General features: G+C 72.1%; 14 protein-coding genes. 9 read left to right on the top strand and 5 right to left on the bottom strand.

The genetic code is table 11. From position 1 onward, the window contains the following. Positions 1-69 precede the first annotated feature (69 nt). Entirely contained in the window at positions 70-1,740 is a 1,671-nt protein-coding gene (locus KZ813_RS16340) for an acyl-CoA dehydrogenase family protein (protein WP_219756046.1), read from the bottom strand. A 36-nt stretch (positions 1,741-1,776) separates the two neighbouring features. On the opposite strand from KZ813_RS16340, the gene KZ813_RS16335 reads away from it, so the two are divergent. Then, a complete protein-coding gene (locus tag KZ813_RS16335) occupies positions 1,777-2,703 on the top strand; it encodes an L-threonylcarbamoyladenylate synthase (protein WP_219756045.1) in 927 nt (308 codons plus the stop codon). A gap of 232 nt (positions 2,704-2,935) precedes the next feature. Here the strand turns inward: KZ813_RS16335 and msrA are convergent, their stop codons facing one another. Then, positions 2,936-3,481 (bottom strand): peptide-methionine (S)-S-oxide reductase MsrA, encoded by a 546-nt coding sequence (gene msrA, locus KZ813_RS16330; RefSeq protein WP_219756044.1) that lies wholly within the window; start codon positions 3,479-3,481, stop codon positions 2,936-2,938. A 67-nt stretch (positions 3,482-3,548) separates the two neighbouring features. Between msrA and galE the strand changes: the two genes are divergently transcribed. Beyond that, on the top strand, positions 3,549-4,559 hold the full coding sequence (galE, locus tag KZ813_RS16325) for a UDP-glucose 4-epimerase GalE (protein WP_219756043.1): 1,011 nt from the start codon (positions 3,549-3,551) through the stop codon (positions 4,557-4,559). Then, positions 4,556-5,389 carry an HpcH/HpaI aldolase/citrate lyase family protein gene (locus KZ813_RS16320; protein ID WP_219756042.1) on the top strand — a complete coding sequence of 278 codons (834 nt, stop codon included), beginning with the start codon at positions 4,556-4,558 and terminating at the stop codon, positions 5,387-5,389. The genes galE and KZ813_RS16320 overlap by 4 nt, the downstream gene beginning before the upstream one ends. Here the strand turns inward: KZ813_RS16320 and KZ813_RS16315 are convergent. Together KZ813_RS16315 and KZ813_RS16310 are read right to left on the bottom strand one after the other, a co-directional pair. Beyond that, positions 5,386-6,087 (bottom strand): hypothetical protein, encoded by a 702-nt coding sequence (locus tag KZ813_RS16315; protein ID WP_219756041.1) that lies wholly within the window; start codon positions 6,085-6,087, stop codon positions 5,386-5,388. The genes KZ813_RS16320 and KZ813_RS16315 overlap by 4 nt on opposite strands. A gap of 223 nt (positions 6,088-6,310) precedes the next feature. After that, the gene (locus KZ813_RS16310; protein ID WP_258046879.1) at positions 6,311-7,018 is read right to left on the bottom strand and encodes a phosphatase PAP2 family protein; all 708 of its coding nucleotides are present in this window, start codon (positions 7,016-7,018) and stop codon (positions 6,311-6,313) included. Positions 7,019-7,486: 468 nt separating this feature from the next. Between KZ813_RS16310 and KZ813_RS16305 the strand changes: the two genes are divergently transcribed. Genes KZ813_RS16305 through KZ813_RS16295 form a run of 3 tightly spaced genes read left to right on the top strand, consistent with a single transcriptional unit; the run spans position 7,487 to position 13,138 of the window. Beyond that, positions 7,487-10,015, top strand: a complete 2,529-nt coding sequence (locus KZ813_RS16305) for a TonB-dependent receptor (RefSeq protein ID WP_219756040.1) — start codon at positions 7,487-7,489, stop codon at positions 10,013-10,015. A 59-nt stretch (positions 10,016-10,074) separates the two neighbouring features. Continuing rightward, positions 10,075-11,946 (top strand): PAS domain-containing sensor histidine kinase, encoded by a 1,872-nt coding sequence (locus KZ813_RS16300; RefSeq protein ID WP_219756039.1) that lies wholly within the window; start codon positions 10,075-10,077, stop codon positions 11,944-11,946. A 7-nt stretch (positions 11,947-11,953) separates the two neighbouring features. Then, a complete protein-coding gene (locus KZ813_RS16295; RefSeq protein WP_219756038.1) occupies positions 11,954-13,138 on the top strand; it encodes an acyl-CoA dehydrogenase in 1,185 nt (394 codons plus the stop codon). A 259-nt stretch (positions 13,139-13,397) separates the two neighbouring features. Here the strand turns inward: KZ813_RS16295 and KZ813_RS16290 are convergent, their stop codons facing one another. Further along, entirely contained in the window at positions 13,398-14,006 is a 609-nt protein-coding gene (locus KZ813_RS16290) for an NAD(P)-dependent oxidoreductase (RefSeq protein WP_219756037.1), read from the bottom strand. A gap of 55 nt (positions 14,007-14,061) precedes the next feature. On the opposite strand from KZ813_RS16290, the gene KZ813_RS16285 reads away from it, so the two are divergent. Genes KZ813_RS16285 through KZ813_RS16275 form a run of 3 tightly spaced genes read left to right on the top strand, consistent with a single transcriptional unit; the run spans position 14,062 to position 16,652 of the window. Further along, the gene (locus tag KZ813_RS16285; RefSeq protein WP_219756036.1) at positions 14,062-14,496 is read left to right on the top strand and encodes a winged helix-turn-helix transcriptional regulator; all 435 of its coding nucleotides are present in this window, start codon (positions 14,062-14,064) and stop codon (positions 14,494-14,496) included. Positions 14,497-14,553: 57 nt separating this feature from the next. Next, on the top strand, positions 14,554-15,648 hold the full coding sequence (locus KZ813_RS16280; RefSeq protein WP_258046878.1) for a Gfo/Idh/MocA family protein: 1,095 nt from the start codon (positions 14,554-14,556) through the stop codon (positions 15,646-15,648). Further along, complete coding sequence (locus KZ813_RS16275) at positions 15,645-16,652, top strand: SMP-30/gluconolactonase/LRE family protein (RefSeq protein ID WP_258046877.1); 1,008 nt, start codon at positions 15,645-15,647, stop codon at positions 16,650-16,652. The genes KZ813_RS16280 and KZ813_RS16275 overlap by 4 nt, the downstream gene beginning before the upstream one ends. Positions 16,653-16,728 lie beyond the last annotated feature (76 nt).

Raw genomic sequence — 16,728 nt, 5'->3', positions numbered from 1 at the left:
GGCATGCGCCGGGGTGGAGCTAGGAGGAAGGAGAGCGGTTCATCCGCGTCTCGCGTCCCTCGGGTCCGACTAGAACGCCGTCGCGGGCAGCGCGTACAGCACCTCGGCGCTCGCGCTCGCCGCCGCCTCCAGCCCCAGCGCCTCGGGCACGATCTGGTCGAGGTAGAAGGCGCAGGCCGCGCGCTTCACCGCGTCCGCCTCCGGTACCGCCGCCTGCCGCTCCATCAGCCAGCCGCACGCCGCCACCGACAGCATCGTCAGGAAGGGATAGCTCGCCGCCTGTCGGTCGTCCGCGCTCGCGCCCTGGAGACGCCGCCCCACCGCCGCGCAGACGTCGACCAGCCGCGCCAGCGCGGGGTGGCGCGCGTCGCGGCGCAGGTCGGCGATCAGGTCGGCGAAGGCGCCGCCGTTGGCCAGCGACAGCTTGCGCCCGACCAGGTCGGCCGCCTGGATCCCGTTCGTGCCCTCGTAGATCGGGGTGATCCGCGCGTCGCGGAAGAACTGCGCCGCCCCGGTCTCTTCGACATAGCCCATCCCGCCGTGGACCTGCACGCCCAGGCTGGCCACCTCGTTGCCGAGGTCGGTGGCGTGCGCCTTGGCGAGCGGGGTCATCATCTCGAGCCGCTCGCGCGCCTTGGCGTCGCCCAGCGTGGCGCGATCGACCTGCCCGCAGGCGTAATAGACGAGCGCGCGCGCCGCCATGGTCTGCGCCTTCATCCGCAGCAGCATGCGGCGCACGTCGGCGTGCTCGACGATCGCCGCGGGAGCGCCGTCGCGCGCGCCCTGGACCCGGTCGCGCGCATAGGCCGCGGCCTTCTGCGTCGCGCCCTCGGCCACCTGCACGCCCTGGACGCCGACGTTGAGCCGCGCGTTGTTCATCATCGTGAACATCGCGCGCATCCCGCCATGTTCGGGGCCGATCAGCTCGCCGATACAATCCCCGTGGTCGCCGAACGACAGCACGCAGGTGGGCGAGGCGTGGAGCCCCAGCTTGTGCTCGATCGAGACCGCGCGCACGTCGTTGGGCGTGCCGTCGAGCCGCACCTTGGGCACGAGGAACAGCGAGATGCCGCGCGTCCCCGCGGGCGCGTCCGGGGTGCGCGCGAGCACGAGATGGACGATATTGTCGGTCAGGTCGTGGTCGCCGAAGCTGATGAAGATCTTCGTGCCGCTGATGCTGTACGTCCCGTCGCCCCGCGGCGTCGCGGTGGTGCGCAGCGCGCCGACGTCGCTGCCCGCCTGCGGCTCGGTCAGGTTCATCGTGCCGGTCCACTCGCCGCTGGCGAGCTTGGGGAGGTAGGTCGCCTGCTGCTCGGGCGTGCCGTGATGCGCCAGCGCCTCGATCGCGCCGACGGTGAGGATCGGCGCGAGCGCGAACCCCATGTTGGCGGTGCCGAGCGTCTCCAGCACCGCGGCCTGGACGACGAAGGGGAGGCCCTGGCCGCCCCAGCGCTCGTCGACCCCGATCGTGCCCCAGCCGCCCGCGACATAGGCCTGGTAGGCGGCGCGATAGCCCTCGGGTAGCACCACGCCCTCGGCGGTCCAGCGCGCGCCGACGCGGTCGCCGGCCGTGGCGAGCGGCGCCCATTCCCCTTCCGCGAAGGCGCCGATGCCCTCGAGCACCGCCTCGACCGTGTCGGCGCTGGCGGCGGCGAAGCGCTCGTGCTGCGCGATCTCGACCAACCCGACGACATGGTCGAGGACGAAGCGCTGGTCGGCGATGGCGGGCGCGAAGGTCATTTCTCTCTCCTGTGCGCCCTCGCTATACCCGGTGCGATGACCGCTCAACTCCCCCAGATCCGCCGCTACGGCACGGCCGCGATCGCGGCGGCGGCGGCGGCGATCCGCGCCGGCGGGATCGTCGCGGTGCCGACCGAGACCGTCTACGGCCTGGCCGCCGACGCGCGCGATTCGCGTGCGGTGGCGCGGATCTACGCCGCGAAAGGGCGGCCCAGCTTCAACCCGCTGATCGTCCACGTGCTCGATCTCGCCGCGGCGGAGGCGCTGGCGGTGCTCGACGACGACGCGCGGGCGCTGGCGGGGCGCTTCTGGCCGGGGCCGCTGACGCTGGTGCTGCCGCTGCGCGCGGGGGCGGGGGTGGCGTCGCTGGTCACCGCGGGGCTCGACACGATCGCGCTGCGCGTGCCGGCGCATCGCGCGATGCGCGCGCTGCTGGCGGTCAGCGGCGCGCCGCTCGCCGCGCCCTCGGCCAACGCGAGCAACGCGATCAGCCCCACCCGCGCCGAGCATGTCGCGGCGAGCCTGGGCGCGGCGGTGCCGCTGATCCTCGACGACGGCGCGACGGACGAGGGGGTGGAGTCGACGATCGTGGCGGGGCGGACGATCCTGCGCCCCGGCCCGGTCACCGCGGAGATGCTGCGCGCGCTGCTGCCGGTGACGGCGGGGACGACCGCGCACGTCAGCGCGCCGGGGCAGCTCGCGACCCATTATGCGCCGCGCAAGCCGCTGCGGCTGGAGGCGGTCGCCGGCGAGGCGGACGAGTGGCTGATCGGCTATGGCGCGGTGGCGGGGGACGACACGCTGTCGGCGGCGGGCGACCCGGTCGAGGCGGCGGCGCGGCTGTTCGACGCGCTCCACCGCGCCGACGCGAGCGCGCGCGCGCGGATCGCGGTGGCGCCGGTGCCCGAGGCGGGCGTGGGGGTCGCGATCAACGACCGGCTGCGCCGCGCCGCGCGGCGCTAGGCGCGCGCGGCGTGTTCCTGCCGCGGCATCGCTTCGGAGCTTGCCCGCTCCTCTTTCCCCGTCATCCCGGACGTGTTCCGGGATCCAGCGGTCCGCGTACGTAGAAGGCGTTGCTCACGCGGAAGGATGGATCCCGGACCAAGTCCGGGATGACGGAGAAAGGGAGCCCGGCGATCACGTCGGCGGGCCTTGGCCAAGACGAGCTCTCAACCCCGGCGAGGCCGCCCCTCCCTCACGCCGCCGACGCGCTCGCCCTGCTGCGCGCGGCGAAGCTCTTGCGCAGCTTCTGCAGCTTGGGCGGGATCACCGCCATGCAATAAGGGTTCGACCGCCCGGCGGTCTCCCAGTAATCCTGGTGGTAACCCTCGGCCGGGTACCAGTCCCCGAACTCCTCGATCGTGGTCACGATCTTGCCCGGCGCATCCTCCTGCGCGCGCGCGATCGCCTGGTTGGCCTGTTCCTCCTGCATCACCGTCTCGGGGAAGATCGCCGAGCGATACTGCGTGCCGACGTCGTTGCCCTGGCGGTTGAGCTGGGTCGGGTCGTGCGTGGCGAAGAAGATGTCGAGCAGGTCGGCGTAGCTCACCTGCGCGGGGTCGAAGCCGACCCGGATCGCCTCGGCGTGGCCGGTGTCACCGCCGCACACCTGCTTGTAGGTCGGGTGGGGGACGTGGCCGCCGATATAGCCGCTCTCGACGCTCTCCACGCCGATCACGTCCTTGAACACCGCCTCGGTGCACCAGAAGCAGCCACCCGCCAGCGTCGCATATTCCGTCATGAGAAGCGTCTCCTTTGCGTGTCATGTAGGAAGCCGCTAGGCGGCGGCAACGGCACGGGAGACAGGCATGACGCAGGACGCGACGCTCGACGGCAAGGTGATGGTGACCGGCGGCGCCGGCTATATCGGCAGCCACGCCGTGCTCGCGCTGCTGGATGCCGGCTACGACGTCGTCGTCGTCGACAATCTCGTCACCGGCTTCGACTGGGCGGTCGACCCGCGCGCCGCCTTCGTCGACGTCGCGGTCGAGGACGCGCGCGTCCGCGACGTGATCCGCGAGCACGAGGTGCGCGCGATCATGCATTTCGCCGGCTCGGTGGTGGTGCCCGAGTCGGTCACCGACCCGCTCAAATATTATCGCAACAACACCGCGGCGACGCGCAGCCTGATCGAGAGCGCGGTGGCCGAGGGCGTGCCGCACTTCATCTTCTCCTCGACCGCGGCGACCTATGGCACGCCCGAGCGCGTGCCCGTCGCCGAGAACGACCCCAAGGTGCCGATCAATCCGTACGGCATGTCCAAGCTGATGACCGAGCATATGCTCAAGGACGTCTCGGCGGCGCACCCGATGAACCACTGCTGCCTGCGCTATTTCAACGTCGCGGGCGCGGACCCGCAGGGGCGCAGCGGCCAGTCGACCGTCGGCGCGACCCATCTGATCAAGATCGCGGTCGAGGCCGCGACCGGCAAGCGCGCCGCGGTGTCGGTCTACGGCACCGACTTCCCGACCAGCGACGGCACCGGGGTGCGCGACTATATCCACGTCAGCGACCTCGCCGAGGCGCATGTCGCCGCGCTGAAGCTGCTGGTCGAGCGGCCGGGCGAGAGCCACACGCTCAACTGCGGCTACGGCCGCGGCTTCTCGGTGCTGGAGGTGCTCGACGCGGTCGACCGCGTGACCAACCACCCGATCGAGCGCCGCCTCGAGGGCCGCCGCGCGGGCGACCCGGCCGAGCTGGTCGCGGACAATGCCGCGATCCTGCGCACGATCGACTGGGCGCCGCGGCGCGACGACCTGGAGGGGATCGTCCGCGACGCGCTGGCGTGGGAGCGGCGGCTGGCCGAACGCGCGCGGTGACGTGGCGCTCGCTCCTGTTCGTGCCGGGCGACCGGCCGGAGCGGATGGAGAAAGCGCTGGGGCTCGGCGCCGACGCGCTGATCCTCGACCTGGAGGACGCGGTCGCGCCCGCCGCCAAGCCGGCGGCGCGCGACGCGGTACGCGCCCTTCTCGCGCGCGCGCCGGCCGGCCCGGCGCTGCTGGTGCGGGTCAACCCGGTCGGGACCGAGGCGTTCGCCGCCGACGCCGCCGCGCTGGCGGGCGCGCCGCTCGCCGGCGTGGTGCTGCCCAAGGCGGAGGGCCGCGCCACCGTCGCCGCGCTGCGCGCCGCGCTGCCGGGCGACTATCACGTGCTCCCGATCGCGACCGAGACGCCGCGCGCGGTCTTCGCGCTCGGGGACTATGACGGCGCCGGGCTGGCGGGGCTGACCTGGGGCGCGGAGGACCTGCCCGCCGCGATCGGGGCGCTCACCGCGCGCGCGGCGGACGGGGACTACACCGACCCCTATAAGATGGTGCGCGCGCTCGCCTTGTTCGCCGCGCATGCCGCCGGCGTGGCGGCGATCGAGACGGTCTACCCCGATTTCCGCGACCTGGACGGGCTGGCGGCCTATGCGGCGCGCGCGCGGCGGGACGGTTTCACCGGGATGATGGCAATCCACCCCGCGCAGGTGGCGGTGATCAACGCCGCTTTCACCCCCGGCGAGGACGAGCTGGCGGCGGCGCGGCGGCTCGTCGCGCTGTTCGACGCGCACCCGGGCGCGGGCGCGCTCCAGCTCGACGGCCGCATGGTCGACGCGCCGCACCTCGCCGCGGCGCGGCGGCTGCTCGCGCGAGCGGACCCGCGCTAGGCGTCGGTCGCACCGAGACGGTGCGTCGACCGCCGCGTGGCGATGAGCCACCACAAGAGCGTGCACGTGAAGCAGAGCGGGACGGCGAGCGCCAGTTTGCCATCGGCGGCGCGCAGCATGGGCGAGAATAGCGCCTCGAGTTGGTACGACACCCGCTTCAACCACGGGCCGCTGAGCGGGATCAGCGCGGCGCCGCGCAGTGACGCGGGGAGGAGCAAGATCATCGACAACGCGCCGATGGCGAAAGTGGTCGAGCGCGCGGCCAGCGGTCGCGTGGCGGTCTTGGGAGACAGCGCACCGAGGCCCAGCAACGCGGCGACGAGCAGACCGAACGCGGTGACGCCGTAGCGAGGATCAACGCCCAGCGTGAACGCGGCGCTCGAGACGTTGCCAACGCCGAACAGGGCCGGCGCCGCCGCGAGATAGACGCTGAGCACGAAGAGGAAGGCCGCTGGATAGAGGCCGATCGTGCGGGACCTGAGATAGGCAAGTCGGGCGATATACACACCCACCCCGATCACCAGCGGCAGCCGAAAGACAATGCCGGCTAAGAGCGCGACCGCGCCGCATGCTCCCCCCGTCCCCGCGCAGGCGGTGGCGCCGAGGAGTGGGCGTAACAGGAGAGGGAAAGCGAGCGCCGCCACGACCAACAGGCCCAGGGCGATCAGCCAACGCCTCGTGAAACTACCTTCTGACACAAACAGATCCCCCGTTCGCCTGCCCCAGGGCACGCCGGTATTCCCGTTTTCTTGCCAATCGGTTGCCTATCGCTCGCCGGCGTCGCGCTAGGGTCTGACCCACCTCCCTCGGTCCGTGCTCCGGTGAACGCCGGAGCCCAGGGCCGCAGGCGTGACGCGCGAGGCTCTGGGCTCCTACGTCGGTCGGAGCACCCCCGCAGGTTCACACCAGATGAATCAGCCTCTAGCGCGCCAGCGAGCGCCGCAGGGTCGCGCCGAGCCACCACCATAAAGCCGCCCAACCCGTGCCGGCGCACCAGCCCGCCAGCACGTCGGACGGCCAGTGCACGCCGAGGTACACGCGGCTCACCCCGATCGTCCCGGTCAGCAGGATCGCGATAGAGAAGATGTAGCTGCGCACCGCGCGCCCGTCGGCGACCTGCGCGACCAGCCCGGCGAGCGTGAGATAGACCAGGGCGCTGTTGGTCGCGTGCCCGCTCGGGAAGCTCAGCCCGGTGACCTGGACGAGATGGTCGACCAGCTCGGGCCGCGGCCGCCCGACCCAGTATTTCGCCTGGGCCGCGAGGATCGAGCCGCTGATCGTCGCCGCCGCGACCAGCGCCGCGGTGAGCCACAGCCGGCGCACCAGCAGCAGCCCGCTCGCCCCCGCCACCACCAGGGTCAGCACCGTGCCGCTGCCGAGCGCGGTGACGTCGACCAGCGCCGCGTGCAGCCACGCCGGGCCGATCGGCTGCGCCGGGTCGCCGGGCACGCGCAGCGCGAGCATGATCGCGCGGTCCCAGGCGAGCGGCGCGCCGCCGCCGACCAGCAGCGCGAGCAGGACGACGCCGACCAGCCCGGCGAGGCCGAGCGCGATCCACAGCACGGGCGGGGCGGTCGGGGCATCGCGCGGCTCCTCGGCGGGGACGGCGCGGTCGATCATCGTCTGCATGGCCTGCGACAACGGCCGAGCGGCGCGCGCGCTGCGTCGGCGTGTCGAAATCCGTCGCCGCGGCGGCCACCCGGGCTCGGGCGGGGGGCGGCGCTGGACGCCCGACGGGGCCTGTCGGTCGCTCGCCTCCGCCCGCGACGTGTCGCCTCTCCCTCCGTCAGCCCCGCGCACGCGGTGATCCCTACACGCCGACGTGAGGCTCTACCACGAAGGTCGGCGCGGCCGGATCCCGCCTGCGTGGGGAGGACGGGAGTGGCGCGGTTGCACCGGCTCGCCTGGAAGCGGCCGACCTTTTATGTCGTCCGCTCGCGGCTCACCGAGCCATGCGCGACATCGGTGCCACACCCGCGGCAACAAAATGTCGCGCCCCGCCGCAAGGCCGATTGACGCGTCCCGCGCCGCAGCGCAGCATGCCGGTCATATAGTCGCAACAATGGGGGCATTGTGGTCGTGAGCTTCAAGCGTCGCATGCTGGTGCAGCTTCTCGCCTCAGCCGCGATCGCGTCCCCGGCGGCGGCGCAGAACGCGGCGCCGGACCAGGTCGCCGCCGCGCCGACCGGCTCTGGCCAGGTCACCCAGGCCGACGTGCCGCAGAACAGCAGCGCCACCGACGGTGACATCATCGTCACCGCGCAGAAGCGCGACGAGAATATCCAGGACGTGCCGATCAGCATCCAGGCCATCGGCACGCGCCGGCTGGACCAGCTCAACGTCTCCAACTTCAACGAATATACCCAGCTGCTGCCGTCGGTGGCGTTCCAGTCGACCCAGCCCGGCGTCACCACCGTCTACATGCGGGGCGTCGCCTCCGGCGGCGACGGCAACCACTCGGGGTCGCTGCCCTCGGTCGGCACCTATCTCGACGAGCAGCCCGTCACCACGATCGGCGGCACGCTCGACATCCATATCTACGACATCGCCCGGATCGAGAGCCTCGCCGGGCCGCAGGGCACGCTGTACGGCGCGTCGAGCGAGGCCGGCACGATCCGGATCATCACCAACAAGCCCGACACCGCCGGCTTCTACGGCCGCGTCGACGGCGAGGTGAACAGCGTCCGCTCGGGCGGGATCGGCTATTCCACCGAGGGCATGCTCAACATCCCGTTCGGCGAGCGCGTGGCGCTGCGCGTCGTCGGCTTCTACCAGCGCGACGCGGGCTTCATCGACAACGTGCCCGGCACGCGCAGCTTCCTGCCCGAGCCCGGCGGCATCACGGTCAACAACGACCAGTTCGTCGAGAAGGACTATAACGACACCGAGACCTATGGCGGCCGCGCCGCGCTCAAGATCGACCTCGACGACAATTGGACCGCGACGCCGACCCTGCTCTACCAGGAGCAGCGCAGCCACGGCACCTACGCCTATGATCCGAAGGTCGGCGACCTCGAGGTGCAGCATTTCTACCCGGAATATCGCAAGGACCGCTTCGCCCAGGCGGCGCTGACCATCGAGGGCCAGCTCGGCAACTGGGACGTGACCTATGCCGGCGCCTATCTCGACCGTCGCGCCGAGCAGTCGACCGACTATACGGACTATTCCGAGGCGTATGACTCGCTCTATTCCTCGGTCGGCGGGCTGGCCGGCTATTTCTACTATCAGGATTCCGCTGGGAACACGATCGACCCGCGCCAGCGCGTGATCGGGCGCGACCATTTCAAGAAGACCAGCCAGGAGCTGCGCGTCGCCTCGCCCGCCGACCAGCCCTTCCGGATCGTCGCCGGCGGCTTCTACCAGCGGCAGAGCAACCTGATCTTCCAGGACTACCAGATCCCGAACCTCGGCCCCGACGTCTCCGTCAACGGCTATACCGGGACGCTGTGGCTGACGCGCCAGCACCGCGTCGACAAGGATTACGCGGTCTTCGGCGAGGCGAGCTACGATCTCACGCCCCGGCTGACGCTCACCGCGGGCGGGCGCGCCTTCATCTACGACAACTCGCTGGTCGGCTTCTTCGGCTTCGGCCGCAATCCCGGCGTCGATCCCGCCGACGGGCGCCCCTATACCGCGACGCCGTTCAACGCCGCGGGCAGCTCGCGCACCGGCGTGGCGAGCTGCTACCTCGCCGGCGGGGGCACGCTGCGCGACGCCTATCTCAACGGCGGCGACACCGGCGCCTTCCTGACGACCCCCGACGTCGGCGCGATCCCCTGCGTCAACCTCGGCGTGGTCAAGGGCAACACCGTGGTGCCCAAGCGCGCCGACGGCCAGGGCGTGACCTATCGCTTCAACGCGACCTGGAAGCCGACCGACCTGCTGCTGCTCTACGCCACCTGGTCGAAGGGCTTCCGCCCCGGCGGGATCAACCGGCGCGGCGACGTCGGCGACTATGCCGCCGACTTCCTCACCAACTATGAGCTCGGCTGGAAGACGACCTGGCTCGACGGGCGGCTGCGGATCAACGGCGCGGTGTACCAGCAGGACTGGGACCAGTTCCAATTCTCGTTCCTGGGCGAGAACAGTTTCACCGTGATCCAGAACGGCCCCGACGCGCGCATCCGCGGCATCGAGCTGGACGCCAACGTCAGCGCCGGCCCGCTCTCGCTCACCGCCTCGGGCGCCTACACCGATGCCAAGACACGCACCGACCTGTGCGACACCGTCACCTGCCTGGGCGACGGCAGCGACGTGCTCGCGCCGAGCGGCACGCGGCTGCCGGTGACGCCGCGCTTCAAGATCGGCGGCACCGCGCGCTACACCGTGCCGATCGGTGCGGCCAAGGCCTATCTCCAGGGGCTGGTGTCGCACCAGAGCTCTGCGGCGTCGGACCTGCGCGTCGCCAAGGCCGCGGCGCTGGGGCGGATCGAGGGCTATACCACGGGCAACCTCTCCGCGGGGGCGGAATGGTCGAGCTACACGCTCGAGCTGTTCGTGCGGAACCTGTGGGACGAGCGCGGCCAGATCTCCCGCTTCCAGCAGTGCGGCGCGTGCGACCAGCGGCCGTATGTCGTGCCGATCACCCCGCGCACGATCGGCCTGCGGCTGGGCGCGAAGTTCTGACCGCGGCTCGGATGCCTAACCGGCTGGCGGTGGCGCCGATCGGCCGATAAGCCGGGCGCATGAAAGGACCGCCGCACGACGAGCACGACGCACCGATGTTCCGTCGCGCCGCCGCGGTGGCGGGGCATGCGATCGTCGTCACCGGGCCCGAGATCGAGCGCCCCGGCCCGGTGATCCGCTTCGTCAACGCGGCGATGTGCGCGCTCACCGGCTACGCGGAGCACGAGCTGCTCGGCGCGACGCCGCGGATCGTCCAGGGCCCGGAGACCGACCGGGCGGTGCTCGCCGCGCTCAAGGACGCGCTGCGCGCCGGCCGCGGCTACGCCGGCGAGACAATCAACTACCGCAAGGACGGCGCGCCGTACGTCGTCGACTGGACGATCGACCCGATCCGCGACCCCGCCGGCGCGATCGAGGGCTGGATCGGCGTGCTGCGCGACGTCACCGTCGAGCGCCACCGCGACGCGCAGCGCGCCGCGAGCGACGCGCGGCTGCGCGCGATCTTCTCCGTCGCCTCGGTCGGCCTCTCCGAGGTCGACCAGGGCGGGCGCTTCCTGCGCGTCAACCAGGAGCTGTGCCGGCTGCTCGGGCGCGACGAGGCCGAGCTGCTGCGGCTCGGCGTCGCCGACGTGACCGACCCGGCCTATCTGGCAGCCTCTTACGCCGCGGTCGGCGAGGCGCTGGCGAGCGGGCGCACCGCCGCGCTCGACAAATGCTACCATCGGGCCGACGGCAGCGTCGTCTGGGCCAACAGCAGCATCACCCCGCTGGGCGACGCGGGCGAGGCGCCGCGCTCGCTGCTGGTCGTCACCATCGATCTCACCGCGCGCAAGCGCGCCGAGGCGGCGCTGCGCCAGAGCGAGGCGCGGTTCCGGCAGTTCGGCGCCGCCTCGACCGACGCTTTGTGGGTGCGCGACGCGCGCGAGCTGCGGGTGGAATATGCCAGCCCCGCGTTCGAGCGGCTGTACGGGCTGCCGCTCGCCGAGATCGGGAGCCGCGACGACCTGCGTCGGGTGGCGCGGCTGATCCTGCCCACCGACCGCGCCGGCGCGCTCGACGCGCTGCGCCGGGTTCGCGCCGGCGACACCGTCACCGCCGAGTTCCGCGTCCGCCGCGCCGCGGACGGCGCGGTGCGCTGGGTGCGCGACACCGCGTTCCCGATCCGCGACGCCGACGGGCGCGTGCACCGCATCGGCGGGATCAGCGAGGACGCGACCGCGGCCAAGGCGAGCTCGGACCGGCTCGAGGTGCTCGTCGCCGAGCTGCAGCACCGCACGCGCAACCTGCTCGGCGTGGTGCGCGGCCTCTCCAACCAGCTGATCGCCAGCAGCACCTCGCTCGACGATTTCGCGGGCCGCTTCGACGACCGGCTCAGCGCGCTGGCGCGGGTCAACGGCCTGCTCGCGCGGCTGAGCGAGGGCGACCGCGTCACCTTCGACGAGCTGGCGATGAGCGAGCTCGAGTCGCTCGGCGGCACCGACTGGCTCGCCTCGGGGCGGGTGACGATGAGAGGCCCGCGCGGGGTGCGGCTGCGCTCGACCACGGTGCAGACCTTCGCGCTGGCGCTCCACGAGCTCGCCACCAACGCGCTCAAATATGGCGCGCTGTCGCCGCGCGGCGGGCGGCTGGCGCTGGACTGGCGGGTGGCGGAGCACGGCGGCGTGCCGATGCTCCACGTCACCTGGCACGAGAGCGGCGTCGCGCGCGACACGGGCGTCGACGCGCCGGCGCCGGGCGGCGGCTACGGGCGCGAGCTGATCGAGCACGCTCTGCCCTATCAGCTCGGCGCGCGCACGCGCTTCGAGCTGCGCGACGACGGCGTCCGCTGCGAGATCGCGCTGCCCGCCTCGCGCGGTTCCGAAAAGGCGCGCACTGCGTTAGAGCCGGGCGCAGACCCCGGCGGCGCCGGGCACGACATCGGAGAGGATTGAGCACCGCATGACCCAGATGGGCCGGTTCGACTGGGCAGACCCGTTCCTGCTCGACGATCAGCTGAGCGAGGACGAGCGGATGGTGCGCGACACCGCGCGCGCCTATGCCGAGGACAAGCTCGCGCCGCGCATCGTCGAGGCGTTCGCCAACGAGCACACCGACCCCGCGATCTTCCGCGAGATGGGGGAACTGGGTCTGCTCGGCCCGACCATCCCGGAGGAATATGGCGGCGTCGGCGCCTCCTACGTCGCCTACGGCCTGGTGGCGCGCGAGGTGGAGCGGATCGACTCAGGCTATCGCTCGATGATGAGCGTGCAGTCGAGCCTCGTGATGTACCCGATCTACGCCTACGGCTCGGAGGCACAGCGCCACCGCTGGCTGCCGGGGCTGGCGCGCGGCGAGCTGATCGGCTGCTTCGGGCTGACCGAGCCCGACGCCGGCTCGGATCCCGGCGGCATGACGACGCGCGCGCGCAAGACCGAGGGCGGCTACGTGATCTCGGGCGCCAAGACCTGGATCTCGAACAGCCCGATCGCCGACGTGTTCGTGATCTGGGCCAAGAGCGACGCGCACGACGGCGCGATCCGCGGCTTCGTGCTGGAGAAGGGCGCGAAGGGCCTGGCCACGCCCAAGATCGAGGGCAAGCTCAGCTTGCGCGCCTCGATCACCGGCATGGTGATGATGGACGAGGTTGAGGTCAGCGAGGACGCCCTGCTGCCGAACGTGGCGGGGCTGAAGGGGCCGTTCGGCTGCCTCAACCGCGCGCGCTACGGGATCAGCTGGGGGGCGCTGGGGGCGGCGGAATATTGCTTCCACGCCGCGCGGCAATACGGGCTCGACCGCCGGCAGTTCGGCACGCCGCTCGCCGGGCGGCAGCTGTTCCAGAAGAAGCTGGCCGACATGGAGACCGAGATCGCGCTCGGGCTGCAGGCGAGCCTGCGGGTCGGGCGGCTGATGGACGAGGGGCGGTTCGCGCCCGAGATGGTCTCGCTGGTCAAGCGCAACAACGTCGGCAAGGCGCTCGACGTGGCGCGCGCGGCGCGCGACATGCACGGCGGCAACGGCATCTCGGGCGAGTATCAGGTGATGCGCCACCTGATGAACCTCGAGACGGTCAACACCTACGAGGGCGCGCACGACGTCCACGCGCTGATCCTCGGCCGCGCCATCACCGGCATCGCCGCGTTCTGAGACAGGTCCTCCCCCGGGGCGGGGAGGGGGATCGCTCGCCAAGCGAGTGGTGGTAGGGGTTCTCCGAGCGGCGCGACGCGCGTGGAGGCGCGTCCCACGTGAAGGCGCGTCCCACGGGGCGCAGCGCCCGTGGAGAGCCCCCTCCACCAGCCTGCGGCTGGTCCCCCTCCCCGCGAGCGGGGAGGATCTTGAACCCGTTGCCGCTTTCTCGCCGCATCCCCGCGAGGGGGCGCTGAGGCCGCGAGCGCCGTCACACGCCTCAATAGGCCGCGGTGAAGCGGGCGCGCGGGTGCCGGTGCTGTTCCAGCTCGTCGACCATCGCGATCGCGTAATCGGCGAAGCTGATCCGGCTCTGCCCCGCGCCGTCGACCACCAGCTCGTCGCCGCCGAGCCGGAACTGCCCGGTGCGCGGCCCCTCCTCGATCAGCGCGGCGGGCGAGAAGAAGGTCCAGTCGACGTCGTCCACCGCGCGCAGCGCGTCGAGGAAGCGGACGCCGCCCATCGCCATGTCGCGCCACGCCGCGGGGAAGTCGGGCGAGTCGATCAGCTTCCCACCGTCGGCGGTGCGCAGGCTCGCCGCGCCCCCGGTCACCAGCAGCCGCGGCACCCCGGCGGCGCGCACCGCGCCCAGCAGCGTCTCGGCGGTCACGTCGAAGTGGAGCGCGCTGATCACCGCGTCGTGCCCGCGGATCAGCGCCGCCAGCGCGTCCGCGTCGTGCGCGTCGCCCGCCACCGCGGTGACGCCGTCACCGGCGGGGATCGCCTCGGGGTGGCGCGCCACCGCGGTGACGGCGTGGCCGCGCCGCGCCAGCTCTCGCGTGATCTCCTTGCCCGCGCGACCGCTCGCGCCCAGCACCGCTACCTTCATCTCACCCTCCGTAGGTGGTTTCCAACGGTGACCTACTCGGCTAGGGCGCGGCGTCATGCAAGACGGCACCTCCGCCTCACCTGGTCACCCCGGCGATACCGTGCGCGGCGACGCCTACGCCGCCGACTGCCCGACCCGTCGCCTGCTCGACCGCGTCGGCGACAAATGGAGCGTGCTGATCCTGCTGCTGCTGGGCGACTCGCCGCGGCGCTTCAGCGAGCTCAAGCGCCGGGTCGCGGGCGTGTCGCAGAAGATGCTGAGCCAGACGCTGCGCTCGCTCGAGCGCGACGGGCTCGTGACCCGCGAGGTCGAGGCCAGCGTGCCGATCAAGGTGGTCTATCGCGTCACGCCGCTCGGGCGCGAATTGCTCGGCGCTCTAGGCCAGATCATCGACTGGGCGGAGACGCGGATGGGTGCGGTGGCGGCGGCGCAGGCGCGCTACGACGCGCGCGGGGCCGCCGCGGCGGACATGGTAGCGCTCCCCGGATGATGCTGTTACCCCTCTGAGCAGCGGCGCCCAAAGCGTCGACAGCAGAGGGAGAGGGACATGCGCGAGGCCGACCGTCGCACCATCATCGCCGGGCTCGGGATGGGGCTCGCCGTCGCCGCGAGCGGCGCCTGCGCCGCGCCACCGCGCGACCGCAAGATCGGCTATGCCGTGGTCGGGCTGGGCCGCTACGCCGAGCTGATCATGTCCAAGTTCGCCGAGTGCGACCATTCGCGGCTGGTCGCGCTGGTCAGCGGCACGCCCGCCAAGCTCGAGAAGTTCGGCGCGCAGTACAACATTCCCAAGACGCATCGCTACAGCTACGCCAATTTCGACACGATCCGCGACAATCCCGACGTCGACGTGGTCTACGTCATCCTGCCCAACTCGATGCACGCCGAGTACGTCGTGCGCGCCGCCAAGGCGGGCAAGCACGTGATGTGCGAGAAGCCGATGGCGGTCTCGGTGGCGGAATGCCAGACGATGATCGACGCCTGCCGTGCTGCCAAGCGCAAGCTGATGATCGGCTATCGCTCGCGCTTCCAGCCGCACAACATGCTGGCGATCCAGCTGGCGCAGAGCGGCTTCGTCGGGCCGACGCAGATCATCACCTCGGAGCACGGCTTCACCATCCAGCCCAACCAATGGCGGCTCGACCGCCCGCTGTCGGGCGGCGGCTCGCTGATGGACATCGGCATCTACAGCCTCAACGCGGCGCGCTATCTCGCCGGCGAGAACCCGGTCGAGGTCAGCGCGATCGAGTCGACCGACCGCTCCGACGCGCGCTTCCGCACGGTGGAGGACAAGATCTCCTTCCTGCTGCGCTTCCCCTCGGGGATCGAGGCGACCTGCGTGTCGAGCTACAATTCGAACCACAACGCCTATCGCGTCACCGGCACCAAGGGCTGGATCGAGCTCGAGCCCGCCACCTCCTATGACGGCCAGCAGATGCGGATCCACCGCGACGGCCGCACCGAGCCGCGCGACCCGCCCGCGGGCAAGGCGCAGCACGCCGGGCAGCTCGACCATCTCGCCGAGTGCATCCGCGACGACAAGGAGCCGCTGACCGGCGGCGAGGAAGGGCTGGCAGACCTGCGCGTGATCGAGGCGATCTACCGCTCGGCGCGCGAGGGCCAGCGCGTGCGGCTGGTATGACCGCGCTCACCCGGCGCGCCGCGCTGGCGGGGCTGGGCGGCGGGATGCTCGTCGCGGGCGCGGCGCGCGCGGCGGAGCCGGCGCCGCTGGGCGTGGTACGGCTCGACCCGCGGCTCGACCGTATCGTCCCGCCGGGCGCCGCGATCGAGACGCTCGCCACCGGCTATCGCTGGACCGAGGGGCCGGTGTGGGTGGCGCGCGGCGACTATCTGCTCTTCTCCGACGTGCCCGCCAACGTGGTGCACCGCTGGTCGCGCCGCGACGGCGCCAGGCCCTTCCTCGACCCCTCCGGCTTGCAGACGCCGATCCCGCCGACGATCCGCGAGGCCGGGGCGAACGGGCTCGCGCTCGACCACCAGGGCCGGCTGATCGTCGCCGACAGCGGCACGCGCGCGATCGTGCGGGTCGATCTCGCGACCAGGAAGCGCACCGTGCTGGCCGACCGCTATCGCGGCCGGCGCTTCAACAGCTGCAACGACGTGGTGGTGGCGCGCTCGGGAGCGATCTACTTCACCGACCCGACCTACGGGCTGGCGGAGGGACCGGATTCGCCGCTGCGCGAGCTGGACGTGATGGGATTGTACCGGCTCGACCCCGACGGGACGGTGACGCTGCTCGACGGCACGCAGCGCTTCCCCAACGGCATCGGCCTCTCGCCCGACGAGCGCACCCTGTACCTGTCTCGCTCCGACGACGCCGCGCCGGTGGTGCTCGCCTATGCGCTCGACGCGCGCGGGGTGCCGACCGGCTCGCGCCTGTTCCGCGACATGCGCGCCGAGAAAGCGAGGGGCTGGCCGGGCTCGCCCGACGGGATGGACGTCGCCGCGGCGGGGCACCTGTTCGCGAGCGGGCCGGGCGGGATCCACGTGCTGTCGCCCGCGGGCGAGCTGCTGGGGATCATCGGCAACGGCAGGCCCATCGCCAACGCCTGCGTGGGCGAGGGCGGGCGCAGCCTGTTCCTCACCGCCTCGGACCGGATCTGCCGGCTGGCGCTGGTGGGGTGATCGCGTCGCGCGCGGGTGCACGGAGGAGCCGGGCAACACGCGCTGCACGACGCCACGGCGGGTAGCCCCCGCGCGC

It is taken from the genome of Sphingomonas folli (assembly GCF_019429525.1).
Classification (GTDB): domain Bacteria; phylum Pseudomonadota; class Alphaproteobacteria; order Sphingomonadales; family Sphingomonadaceae; genus Sphingomonas; species Sphingomonas folii.
The sequence above is the reverse complement of the archived record's forward strand: the minus strand, read 5'-3'. Positions and strand labels throughout refer to the sequence as shown.

What these genes read in the sequence shown, in the direction of transcription:
- KZ813_RS16340 (WP_219756046.1), bottom strand. Translation starts at nt 1,740, where the DNA reads ATGACCTTCGCGCCCGCCATCGCCGACCAGCGCTTCGTCCTCGACCAT.
- KZ813_RS16335 (WP_219756045.1), top strand. Translation starts at nt 1,777, where the DNA reads ATGACCGCTCAACTCCCCCAGATCCGCCGCTACGGCACGGCCGCGATC.
- msrA (WP_219756044.1), bottom strand. Translation starts at nt 3,481, where the DNA reads ATGACGGAATATGCGACGCTGGCGGGTGGCTGCTTCTGGTGCACCGAG.
- galE (WP_219756043.1), top strand. Translation starts at nt 3,549, where the DNA reads ATGACGCAGGACGCGACGCTCGACGGCAAGGTGATGGTGACCGGCGGC.
- KZ813_RS16310 (WP_258046879.1), bottom strand. Translation starts at nt 7,018, where the DNA reads ATGCAGACGATGATCGACCGCGCCGTCCCCGCCGAGGAGCCGCGCGAT.
- KZ813_RS16305 (WP_219756040.1), top strand. Translation starts at nt 7,487, where the DNA reads ATGCTGGTGCAGCTTCTCGCCTCAGCCGCGATCGCGTCCCCGGCGGCG.
- KZ813_RS16300 (WP_219756039.1), top strand. Translation starts at nt 10,075, where the DNA reads ATGAAAGGACCGCCGCACGACGAGCACGACGCACCGATGTTCCGTCGC.
- KZ813_RS16295 (WP_219756038.1), top strand. Translation starts at nt 11,954, where the DNA reads ATGACCCAGATGGGCCGGTTCGACTGGGCAGACCCGTTCCTGCTCGAC.
- KZ813_RS16290 (WP_219756037.1), bottom strand. Translation starts at nt 14,006, where the DNA reads ATGAAGGTAGCGGTGCTGGGCGCGAGCGGTCGCGCGGGCAAGGAGATC.
- KZ813_RS16285 (WP_219756036.1), top strand. Translation starts at nt 14,062, where the DNA reads ATGCAAGACGGCACCTCCGCCTCACCTGGTCACCCCGGCGATACCGTG.
- KZ813_RS16280 (WP_258046878.1), top strand. Translation starts at nt 14,554, where the DNA reads ATGCGCGAGGCCGACCGTCGCACCATCATCGCCGGGCTCGGGATGGGG.
- KZ813_RS16275 (WP_258046877.1), top strand. Translation starts at nt 15,645, where the DNA reads ATGACCGCGCTCACCCGGCGCGCCGCGCTGGCGGGGCTGGGCGGCGGG.